This is a genomic window from Burkholderia sp. KCJ3K979 (assembly GCF_016759955.1).
Lineage (GTDB): Bacteria > Pseudomonadota > Gammaproteobacteria > Burkholderiales > Burkholderiaceae > Burkholderia > Burkholderia orbicola.
This window is the reverse complement of the sequence record NZ_JACFYV010000008.1, coordinates 69,819-79,747: the sequence shown is the minus strand read 5'-3', so window position 1 is coordinate 79,747 and position 9,929 is coordinate 69,819. Positions and strand designations below refer to the sequence as shown.

Genomic DNA, 9,929 nt, shown 5'->3' with positions numbered 1-9,929 from the left:
AGCTACATGCTCGCGAACCTCGATCGGCTCGGCCTCGAAACCGCCGACCAGATCGCGCAGCAGACCGGCACCAGCGGCATTTCGGTCGGGCGTTTCCTGCGCAGCGTCGGTTACCGGAATCTCGACGACCTGAAACGCGAACTGCGCGGCGGCGGCGACCGCCCGTGGATGATCACCGACCGCCTCGACGAGTACCGCCGCGCCACCGCCACGCCAACGACCGTCGGCGAGCGCGACGGCCATCGCGATGGCGGCACGCTCGCGTCGTCGCTCGAGCGCGAACTCGACGCGATCCGCCACGTGTACCGGCTCGCCGAAGAACCGGTGTTCGCGCAGGTCGCGGACCGGATCGCGCATGCCGATGCCGTCTTCATCCTCGGCATCCAGTCGACCCGCGGCATCAGCAACGCATTCAGCAGCTACCTCGAATACCTGCGCCCGCGCGTGTTCTATTCCGACGGCCAGTCGGGCTCATACGTCGATTCGCTGAATTCGGAGTTCGAACGGCCGTACTGCATCGTCACCGACACGCGTGCCTATTCGCGCAGCGCGCGCCGCTATTGCCAGGCGGCCGCCGAACGCGGCCAGCCGTTCGCACTGGTCACCGATCTGTATTGCCCGTGGGCGCGCGAGTGGCCGGCCGACCTGCTGCAGGTGAAGACCGATGTCGGCCAGTTCTGGGATTCGCTCGCGCCGCTCACCTGCCTGTTCAACCTGCTGATCACCGCCGTGGTCGACCGCCTCGGTCCCGCGATCGACCGGCGCGTCGCGCGCAACCGCGAACTGCAGCGCACGTTCGACCAATTCGAATCCTGAGCAAACCGGACCGCCGATGAACCCTCACCGCCTCGTCGAAATCACGCCCGCCACGCATCGCGTGGAGATCGATCTCGTCTACGCGACCGAGCGCAACCTGACCGGCAAGCCGATCTACCGCCACGCGCACTGTCTGCTGCTCGAGCCGGCCGAAACCGCGCTGCGCCGGGCGGTGGACGTCGCCGCGCAAGCCGGCTTCACGCTGCGCATCTACGACGCGTACCGGCCGCCGCAGGCGCAGCAGGTGCTGTGGGATTTCCTGCCCGACCCGAACTTCGTCGCCGATCTCGGCCGCGGGTCGAACCACAGCCGCGGCACCGCGCTCGACCTGACGCTCGTCGGCGCGAACGGCGAGCCGCTCGACATGGGCACCGGCTTCGACGAGATGGTGGCCGCGTCGGGCCACTTTCACGCGGAGTTGCCCGAGCACGTGCAACGCAACCGGCTGCTGCTGCTCGGAGTGATGCACGCAGCCGGCTTCGCGCATATCGACAGCGAGTGGTGGCACTACGAGCTGCCTGGCTCGCACGCGCTGCCGCAGATCGACAACGCGGCGAGCGGCCCGTGGCGCCTGATGTAACGACGCCGCACGCCTCCCTTTTCATGCAGGTTCACGTTCAACGACTCAAACGACAGATGGAGATGCGCCCATGAAATTCCCGACTTCCCGGCTCGTCGCGGCGCTGGCCGCCGCGTCCCTGTGCGCCGCCGTGCCGCTTTCCGCCGCCCATGCGGAAACGCCGAAGGACATGTTCGTGATGGCCACGCTGCTCGACGAATTCACGACGCTCGATCCGGGCGAGATCTACGAGCTGGTGCCGGAGGAATACGTCGCGAACACGTACGACCGGCTCGTGCGCGTCGACTTGCGCGATCCGTCGAAATTCAACGGCGACGTCGCGCAGTCGTGGACCGTGAGCCCCGACGGCCTGACCTATACGTTCAAGCTGCGCCCGGGCCTCAAGTTCCACTCGGGCAACCCGCTGACGGCCGACGACGTCGCGTGGTCGATCCAGCGCGCGGTGCTGCTCGACAAGGGGCCGGCCGCGGTGCTGACCGGCATCGGGCTCACGAAGGCCAACGTCGCGGCGAACGTGAAGAAGCTGGACGACCAGACGGTATCGATCACGACCGACCACAAGTACGCGCCGACCTTCGTGCTCAACGTGCTCGGCTCGTGGCCCGCGTCGGTGCTCGACAAGAAGCTGCTGCTGTCGCACCAGCAGGGCAACGACTTCGGCAACGCGTGGCTGAAGACCAACGAGGCCGGCTCCGGCGCGTACAAGCTCGTCAAGTGGGCGGCCGGCGACAGCGTCGTGCTGCAACGCTTCGACGGCTACCGGCTGCCGCTCGCGATGAAGCGCATCGTGCTGCGCCACGTGCCCGAAGCGGCAAGCCAGCGACTGCTGCTGGAAAACGGCGACGTCGACGCGGCGCGCGACCTGAGCCCCGACGATCTCGCGTCGGTCGTGAAAGCGGGCAAGGCGAAAGTCACGGCCTCGCCGCAGGCGACGCTGCTGTATCTCGGCCTGAACACGAAGAACCCGACGCTCGCGAAGCCCGACGTGCAGGAAGCGCTGAAGTGGCTGGTCGACTATGCGGGCATCCAGGCCAACGTCGTGAAGACGACCTACAAGGTGCACCAGACCTTCCTGCCCGAAGGTTTCCTCGGCACGCTGAATTCGAACCCGTACAAGCTCGACGTCGCGAAGGCGAAGGCGCTGCTCGCGAAGGCCGGCGTGCCGAACGGCTTCTCGGTGACGATGGACGTGCGCAACGACTATCCGTACACGGAGATCGCGCAGGCCGTGCAGGCGAACTTCGCGCAGGCCGGCGTCAAGGTGCAGCTGATCCCCGGCGACAACAAACAGACGCTCGCGAAATACCGCGCACGCCAGCACGACATCTACATCGGCGAATGGTCGGCCGACTACATCGACCCGCACAGCAACGCGCAGGGTTTCGCATGGAACCCCGACAACGGCGACAAGTCGAGCTATAAAATGCTGGCCTGGCGCAACAGCTGGGACATTCCGCAACTGACGAAGGAAACCGACGCCGCGCTCGCCGAGCCGACCGCCGCGCAACGCGCGCAGCGGTACCAGGCGATGCAGAAGGAGATGCTCGCGCGCTCGCCGTTCGTGATCATGTTCGAGAAGGTCGCGCAGGTCGCGACACGTCCCGGCGTGAGCGGGCTCGAAGTCGGTCCGATCAACGATCTCGTGTCGTATCGTCACCTGAAGAAGCAATAAGGTTCACCGCATGTCGACTCCCGCCTCCTCCCTCGAAGCACTGCGCACGCTGCCCGCGCGGCGCCCGGCCGTACGCTGGGTGCTGCGCGTGCTGCGCTGGGCGGTCACGCTCGCCGTCACGTTCGCGGGGCTGCTCGCGCTGACGTTCGTGATCGGCCGCAAGGTGCCGATCGATCCCGTGCTCGCGATCCTCGGCGATCGCGCGTCGGCCGAAGCGTATGCGGCCGAGCGTATCGCACTCGGCCTCGACAAGCCGCTCGTCACGCAATTCCTGATCTATGCGCGCGACGTACTGCACGGCAATCTCGGCATGTCGCTGCTGACCGCGAACCCGGTGCTCGACGACATCAAGCGCGTGTTTCCGGCCACGCTCGAACTCGCGACGATCGCGACGCTGATCGGGATCGCGATCGGCGTGCCGCTCGGCGTCGCGGCCGCGGTCAAGCACAACCGGCCGATCGATCACATCGCGCGCTTCGTCGGCCTGATCGGCAATTCGGTGCCGGTGTTCTGGCTCGGGCTGATGGGGCTGCTGCTGTTCTACGCACGGCTGCACTGGGTCGGCGGCCCCGGTCGGCTCGATCCCGTGTACGACGGGATGGTCGATCCGCGCACCGGCAGCCTGCTGATCGACGCGGCGCTCGCGGGCGAGTGGGACGTGTTCCGCAACGCGGTGTCGCATATCGCGCTGCCGGCCGCGATCCTCGGCTACTACTCGGTCGCGTACCTGAGCCGGATGACCCGCTCGTTCATGCTCGACCAGTTGAGCCAGGAATACATCGTCACCGCGCGCGCGAAGGGCCTGTCGGAGCGGCGCGTGATCTGGCGGCATGCGTTCGGCAACATCGCGGTGCCGCTGCTCACCGTGATCGCGCTCACGTACAGCAACCTGCTCGAAGGCTCGGTGCTGACCGAGATCGTGTTCGCGTGGCCCGGGCTCGGCTCATACCTGACCGGCGCGCTGCTGAACGCCGACATGAGCGCGGTGCTCGGCGCGACGCTCGTGATCGGCGCGATGTTCATCACCGTCAACCTGCTGACCGACGCGCTGTACCGCGTGTTCGATCCGCGTGCACGCTGAGGACGGCGTCGACATGACCGTTTCCCTCCTGCTTCCTTCACCGTCCATGCCGAAGGCTACCCGACCATGAATGCCGCACCGCTCACGCTGCGCGCGTGGCTGCTTTCCGATGCGCCCGCGTCGCGCGCGCAGGCCGCGTGCGGCCTCGCCTACCGCCGCTGGCGCCGTTTCGCGGCCAATCCGCTCAACCTGTTCGGGCTCGCGATCCTGCTGGCGCTGGTCGTCGTCGCGATCGTCGGCCCGCTGATCATGCCGCACGATCCGCTGCGCCAGGTGCTGTCCGACCGCCTGCTGCCGCCCGGCTCCGCGTCGCACTGGCTCGGCACCGACCAGCTCGGCCGCGACATCCTCTCGCGAATGATCGCCGGTTCGCGCCTGACGCTCGGCATCGCGCTGCTCGTCGTCGTGATCGTGGTGCCGATCGGCCTGCTGATCGGCACCACCGCCGGCTATTGCGGCGGCTTCGTCGACAGCGTGCTGATGCGCATCACCGACATCGCGCTCGCGTTCCCGAAGATCGTGCTCGCGCTCGCGTTCGCGGCCGCGCTCGGGCCCGGCGTGATCAACGCGGTCGTCGCGATCTCGATCACCGCGTGGCCGGCATACGCACGGCTCGCGCGCGCCGAAACGATCCGCATCGCACAGGCCGACTACATCCATGCCGCGCGGCTGCAAGGCGCGTCGGGCCCGCGCATCCTGCTGCGCTACATCATGCCGCTGTGCATGTCGTCGGTGATCGTGCGCGCGACGCTCGACATGGCCGGCATCATCCTGACCGTCGCGGGCCTGGGCTTTCTCGGCCTCGGCGCGCAGCCGCCGAGCCCCGAGTGGGGCTTCATGGTCGCGTCGGGCCGCAACGTGCTGCTCGACGCGTGGTGGGTCGCGACGCTGCCCGGCATCGCGATCCTGCTCGTGAGTCTCGCGTTCAACCTGCTCGGCGACGGGCTGCGCGACGTCTTCGATCCCCGCCATGGAGCCTGACATGCCGATGCATTCCACCCCCGCGCCCGCGCCGCTCTGCGAGATCGACGGCCTGAAGATCGGCTTTCGCGGGCACGACGGCGTCGTCACCGACGCGGTGCGCGACCTGTCGCTGACGCTCGCGCCCGGCGAACGGCTCGGCATCGTCGGCGAATCGGGCTCCGGCAAGTCGCTGACGGGTCGCGCATTGCTCGGCCTGCTGCCCGACGCCGCGCGCTGGTCGGCGCGTACGATGCGCTTCGCGGGCCAGGATCTGCTCGCGATGTCCGCGAGCGAACGCCGGCGCCTGTGCGGCAGCCAGATGGGGATGATCCTGCAGGACCCGAAGTATTCGCTGAACCCGGTGATGACCGTCGCGAAGCAGATGGGCGAAGCGTTCCGGCGGCACGAGCCGGGTTTGCGCGGCCGCGCGCTGCGCGAGCGGATCGTCGAGGCGCTCGCGGCCGTGCAGATCCGCGACCCGGCGCGCGTCGCCGATGCGTATCCGCACGAGCTGTCGGGCGGCATGGGCCAGCGCGTGATGATCGCGATGATGGTGTCGACCGGCCCGCGCCTCCTGATCGCCGACGAGCCGACCTCCGCGCTCGACGTCGCGGTGTCGATGCAGGTGCTCGCGGTGCTCGACGCGATGATCGCGCGGCACGACACGGGCCTGATGTTCATCAGCCACGACCTGCCGCTCGTGATGTCGTTCTGCGATCGCGTCGCGGTGATGTATGCGGGCCGCGTGGTCGAGACCTGCGCCGCGCGCGACTTGCGCGATGCGACGCATCCCTATACGCGCGGGCTGCTCGCGGCGAACCCGCCGCTCGCGAACCCGCCCGACGAACTGCCGGTGCTGCGGCGCGATCCGGCGTGGCTCGACGCCGCCGTGCCCACGCCGAGCTCACACGACCCGCAGGAGGCCGCACGATGATCGACGTCGATCACGTATCGATCCGTTTCCCGACCCGCACGGGTCACGTCGACGCCGTGCGCGACGCGAGCTTCGCGGTGCGCGACGGCGAAGTGTTCGGGCTGGTCGGCGAATCGGGCTCCGGCAAGTCGACGCTGCTGCGTGCGCTGACGGGCCTCGTGCCGCTCGCGTCCGGCAGCCTGTCGATCGATGGCCGTCCGGTCGGCGGCACGCCCGATCGCGCGTTCCGCCGTCACGTGCAGATGGTGTTCCAGGACCCGTACGCGTCGCTGCATCCGCGCTTCACGGTCGACCAGACGCTGCGCGAGCCGCTGTCGATCCATGCGATCGGCGACGCCGATGCGCGGATCGCCCGCGCGCTCGCCGAGGTCGGCCTCGGCCCCGCGTTCCGCTTCCGCTACCCGCACCAGTTGTCGGGCGGCCAGCGGCAGCGCGTGGCGATCGCGCGCGCGCTGATCGTCGAGCCGCGCGTGCTGCTGCTCGACGAGCCGACGTCCGCGCTCGACGTATCGGTGCAGGCCGAGATCCTGAACCTGCTGCGCCGCCTGCATCGCGAACGCAACCTGACGATGATCCTCGTCAGCCACAACCTCGCGGTGATCGGCTTCCTGTGCCAGCGCGTCGCGGTGATGCAGCACGGCGAGATCGTCGAGCAGTTGCGGATCGAGGACGTGCGGGCCGGGCAGGTCGCACGCGACTACACGCGTACGCTGCTGAACGCGACCGAAGGCTATCGCCGCCTCGACCCGGTTGCCGACGCGCCTGCCAAGTGACATCCGCCGGACGCGAACGCATGCGATACTGCGCACGCCACGCGCCGGCTTGCCGCCGCATGGAACCCTCGTGCATCGCACGGGTCAACTTCCTTTCGTCAACAGCACAGCTATAGGGAGGCATTCATGCTGCAATTCATCGAAACCCTGGTGGTCGGGCTCATCGTCGGCCTCCTCGCCCGCGCACTCAAGCCGGGCGACGACAAGATGGGCATCCTGATGACCGTCGTGCTCGGCGTCGTCGGCTCGCTGGTGGCCGGCTATGTCGGCCGCGCCGCCGGCTGGTATGCGCCGGGCCAGGGCGCCGGCTGGATCGCGTCGATCATCGGTGCGATCGTGCTGCTCGTCGTCGTGGGTGCGATCCGCAAGCGCGCGGGCTGAACCCCGCACGCCCCGCTTCACGGCAAAACGGCCGCTCACTCACGAGCGGCCGTTTTGTTTTCCGGACGATGCAAACCGTTGCCGGCACAACGATTACGGCGATCGTTCGTCATGCGATCTTATGCCACCCGGCGTTTCCCCGACTTGCGGATGCGCAGATCCGGCCTACATTGGTTGAAGCACCACGCGGTCATTTGCTTATTACCGATATTTTCGTTTTTTGATTCAAGAGGTCCGATGGTTTTGCCGTTTACGCAGATAGCATCGTAGCGTTGACGGACTGCCACCCGAGCGGCCCCGCTGCGACGCGCTTCCTCTCTGGAGCCTGTCATGAAGCATCGTGTGTTCGCCTCGTTCGCCCTGGCTGCCTCGCTTCTGGCCTCGTCCTCGTCGTTTGCCGCCGGCGCGTCCGGCATCATTTACTTCTCCGGCATGATCGTCGAGCCACCCTGCTCGTTTGCGCTCGACACGGCCAATGCGACCCAGGCACACGTGCGCCCCGACTGCCCGCGCCCGGCCGCCGGCCAGATCGCGTTCGTCGACGCGGCGACACAGCGTTCGCTGAAGACGGCGCTCTTTACGCAGGCCTCGCGCGCAATCGTTTTACCTGACCGCCCGGGCAACGACCATGCACCGATGATCGCCGTCGTGACCTACCAGTAAAGTCCGCCGCGGCGCCGCGCGTCAGTCGCGATGGCGCGCGATCCAGTCGCTGAACGCGCGGATCTTCTGCTGGCTGCCGAGGTTCTCGGGGTAGACGAAGAAGTAGCGTGCGCCGGTTTCGAGCACGATGTCGAACGGCCGTTCGAGCCGGCGCGCGCTGACGTCGTCGTCGACGAGCGTCACGTCGCCGATCGCGACGCCGAAGCCCTGCATCGCCGCGTTCGTCGCGAGATCGAGCGTGTCGAACGTCGGGCCGCGCGCGGGATCGACGCCGCGCTCGCCCGCATGGTCGAGCCATGCACGCCAGTCGCGGTGGTCGCGCGTCGGATGCAGCAGCGTGTGGCGCGCGAGATCGCCGACCGCGCCGAGCGGCGACGCCTGCCGCAACTCGGGCGCGCACACGGGTGTCAGCCGTTCGTCGAACAGCGGCAGCGCGACGACGCCGGGGCCCGGCGACGTCCCGTAGACGATCGCCGCATCGAACGGTTCGCTCGAGAAATCGACGACGTGCTGCCACGCGGTCGTGATCTGCACGTGGAGATCGGGGTGTTCGCCCTGGAAGCGCATGATGCGCGGCAGCATCCAGCGCATCACGCAGGTCGGCACCTTCAGCGCGAGATCGGTGCGCTGCCGCGTGAGCTTCATCGAGATGTCCTCGATCCGCGCGAAGCTCTCGTCGACCACCGGCAACAGTTGCTCGCCTTCCGCCGTCAGCGTGAGGCCCTTCGCATGCCGCTTGAACAGCGGAAACCCGTAATGCGCCTCGAGCGTCTGGATCTGCCGGCTCACCGCGCCCTGCGTGAGGCACAGCTGCTCGGCCGCGCGCGTGAAGCTGCGGTGGCGAGCCACCGTCGAGAAGATCTGCAGCGCGTGCAGGGGCGGAAGTCGGCGCATGGCGAACGGGAAACGGAAAACGGCGCGGAAGGACCGCGCGCCGGCGTCGGCGCGCGCTGACCGACACGATAAGCCAAACGCCGGCTTTGCGCGAGACGCCGGGGGTTCAGGCGGTCGCGGTGAGCGCGCCCGCCGCGATGCGCGCCGCCGACGCGACGACGTCCGCGCGCGCCGCGGCAGCGGCGTCCGGCTGCGTGAACGACACGGCCATCACGATCGGCGCGCGCGACGGCGGCCACAGCACCGCGATGTCGGTCGTCGTGCCGTAGCCGCCGGTGCCCGCCTTGTCGGCGACGCGCCAGCCGGGCGGCACGCCCGCCGCGATGCCGGTCGCCGCGCGTGCGCCGCCCGCCATCCATTCCGTCAGTTGCGCGCGCTGCGGTTCGCGCAGCGTGTCGCCGAGCAGCAGCCGCTGCAGCGTGTCGACCATCGCGACCGGCGTCGACGTGTCGCGCTCGTCGCCGGGCGCGGCCTTGTTCAGCTCGGGTTCCCAGTGATCGAGGCGGAAGCTGGTGTCGCCGCTTTCCCGCGCGAACGCCGTGACGGCCTGCGGGCCGCCGAGCACGCCCATTAGCAGGTTGCCCGCGCCCTTGTCGCCCGACTGCAGCATCGCCGCGCACAGCTGCGCGATCGTCATGCCGGTGTCGACGTGGCTTTCCGTAATCGGCGAGCCGGACACGATTTCATAGCGGCGGTACAGGATACGGCGCGGCAGCAGCGACGCGTCGAGCGAGCCGCGCGCGAGCATCGCGGCGGCGGCCATGACCGCATACGTGCCGCACAGCGGGAAGCGTTCGCGCGCATGGTGCGCGATGCGCACGCCGTTCGACGTATCGAGCGCGGCGACGCCGAGCCGCCCGTTCGAGGCTTTTTCGAGTGCGGCGAGTTCGGCCTGGGCGGTATGGGCGCGCCCCTGGTCGGCGACCGGCGCGGACGTGCACGCGGCGACGAACGGCGCGGCCACGGCGGCAAGCAACAGCGAGCGGCGGGTCGAAGAGTGTTCCATGAATGAGATCTGTTCTGTCGGAAACGGTGGCGCGAAGCAACGCGGCCGCGCATCGGCGATGCGCGACCGTTCACGCCGACGGCCGGCCCGCGACGGCATTTGCCGCGCTTCCCCGAAGACGCCCGTCGGCCCCGCGATAGCGGGATTCGCATGAACAAACCTTAGC

General features: G+C 68.6%; 11 protein-coding genes. 9 read left to right on the top strand and 2 right to left on the bottom strand.

Translation table 11 applies throughout. From position 1 onward, the window contains the following. The 9 genes from sapR to H3O04_RS03715 form a co-directional block, all read left to right on the top strand. On the top strand, nucleotides 1-816 hold an 816-nt coding region (gene sapR, locus H3O04_RS03755), incomplete at its 5' end, for a sap1 transcriptional regulator SapR (protein ID WP_202587162.1). Between the two features lie 16 nt (nucleotides 817-832). Next, the gene (gene ddpX, locus H3O04_RS03750) at nucleotides 833-1,396 is read left to right on the top strand and encodes a D-alanyl-D-alanine dipeptidase (RefSeq protein WP_011547527.1); all 564 of its coding nucleotides are present in this window, start codon (nucleotides 833-835) and stop codon (nucleotides 1,394-1,396) included. A 70-nt stretch (nucleotides 1,397-1,466) separates the two neighbouring features. Beyond that, nucleotides 1,467-3,068, top strand: coding sequence for an ABC transporter substrate-binding protein (locus tag H3O04_RS03745; protein WP_202587161.1), 1,602 nt, complete (start codon nucleotides 1,467-1,469; stop codon nucleotides 3,066-3,068). A gap of 10 nt (nucleotides 3,069-3,078) precedes the next feature. Next, nucleotides 3,079-4,149 (top strand): ABC transporter permease, encoded by a 1,071-nt coding sequence (locus H3O04_RS03740; RefSeq protein WP_011547525.1) that lies wholly within the window; start codon nucleotides 3,079-3,081, stop codon nucleotides 4,147-4,149. 66 nt (nucleotides 4,150-4,215) lie between these two features. Further along, the gene (nikC, locus tag H3O04_RS03735; RefSeq protein WP_006478834.1) at nucleotides 4,216-5,130 is read left to right on the top strand and encodes a nickel transporter permease; all 915 of its coding nucleotides are present in this window, start codon (nucleotides 4,216-4,218) and stop codon (nucleotides 5,128-5,130) included. Nucleotide 5,131: 1 nt separating this feature from the next. Beyond that, a complete protein-coding gene (locus H3O04_RS03730) occupies nucleotides 5,132-6,046 on the top strand; it encodes an ABC transporter ATP-binding protein (RefSeq protein ID WP_011547524.1) in 915 nt (304 codons plus the stop codon). Continuing rightward, nucleotides 6,043-6,819 (top strand): ABC transporter ATP-binding protein, encoded by a 777-nt coding sequence (locus H3O04_RS03725; protein ID WP_011547523.1) that lies wholly within the window; start codon nucleotides 6,043-6,045, stop codon nucleotides 6,817-6,819. Before H3O04_RS03730 ends, H3O04_RS03725 begins: the two co-directional genes overlap by 4 nt. 126 nt (nucleotides 6,820-6,945) lie before the next feature. Beyond that, nucleotides 6,946-7,200 (top strand): GlsB/YeaQ/YmgE family stress response membrane protein, encoded by a 255-nt coding sequence (locus tag H3O04_RS03720; RefSeq protein ID WP_006478831.1) that lies wholly within the window; start codon nucleotides 6,946-6,948, stop codon nucleotides 7,198-7,200. 330 nt (nucleotides 7,201-7,530) lie between these two features. Continuing rightward, nucleotides 7,531-7,863 carry a hypothetical protein gene (locus H3O04_RS03715; RefSeq protein ID WP_006478830.1) on the top strand — a complete coding sequence of 111 codons (333 nt, stop codon included), beginning with the start codon at nucleotides 7,531-7,533 and terminating at the stop codon, nucleotides 7,861-7,863. Nucleotides 7,864-7,884: 21 nt separating this feature from the next. On the opposite strand, the gene H3O04_RS03710 is transcribed toward H3O04_RS03715, so the two are convergent. Further along, the gene (locus tag H3O04_RS03710; RefSeq protein WP_006478829.1) at nucleotides 7,885-8,757 is read right to left on the bottom strand and encodes a LysR substrate-binding domain-containing protein; all 873 of its coding nucleotides are present in this window, start codon (nucleotides 8,755-8,757) and stop codon (nucleotides 7,885-7,887) included. Nucleotides 8,758-8,863: 106 nt separating this feature from the next. Continuing rightward, complete coding sequence (gene bla / locus H3O04_RS03705) at nucleotides 8,864-9,763, bottom strand: class A beta-lactamase (protein WP_124592069.1); 900 nt, start codon at nucleotides 9,761-9,763, stop codon at nucleotides 8,864-8,866. Nucleotides 9,764-9,929 lie beyond the last annotated feature (166 nt).

Coding starts and splice junctions, on each gene's coding strand:
- ddpX (WP_011547527.1), top strand. CDS start 833: ATGAACCCTCACCGCCTCGTCGAAATCACGCCCGCCACGCATCGCGTG.
- H3O04_RS03745 (WP_202587161.1), top strand. CDS start 1,467: ATGAAATTCCCGACTTCCCGGCTCGTCGCGGCGCTGGCCGCCGCGTCC.
- H3O04_RS03740 (WP_011547525.1), top strand. CDS start 3,079: ATGTCGACTCCCGCCTCCTCCCTCGAAGCACTGCGCACGCTGCCCGCG.
- nikC (WP_006478834.1), top strand. CDS start 4,216: ATGAATGCCGCACCGCTCACGCTGCGCGCGTGGCTGCTTTCCGATGCG.
- H3O04_RS03730 (WP_011547524.1), top strand. CDS start 5,132: ATGCCGATGCATTCCACCCCCGCGCCCGCGCCGCTCTGCGAGATCGAC.
- H3O04_RS03725 (WP_011547523.1), top strand. CDS start 6,043: ATGATCGACGTCGATCACGTATCGATCCGTTTCCCGACCCGCACGGGT.
- H3O04_RS03720 (WP_006478831.1), top strand. CDS start 6,946: ATGCTGCAATTCATCGAAACCCTGGTGGTCGGGCTCATCGTCGGCCTC.
- H3O04_RS03715 (WP_006478830.1), top strand. CDS start 7,531: ATGAAGCATCGTGTGTTCGCCTCGTTCGCCCTGGCTGCCTCGCTTCTG.
- H3O04_RS03710 (WP_006478829.1), bottom strand. CDS start 8,757: ATGCGCCGACTTCCGCCCCTGCACGCGCTGCAGATCTTCTCGACGGTG.
- bla (WP_124592069.1), bottom strand. CDS start 9,763: ATGGAACACTCTTCGACCCGCCGCTCGCTGTTGCTTGCCGCCGTGGCC.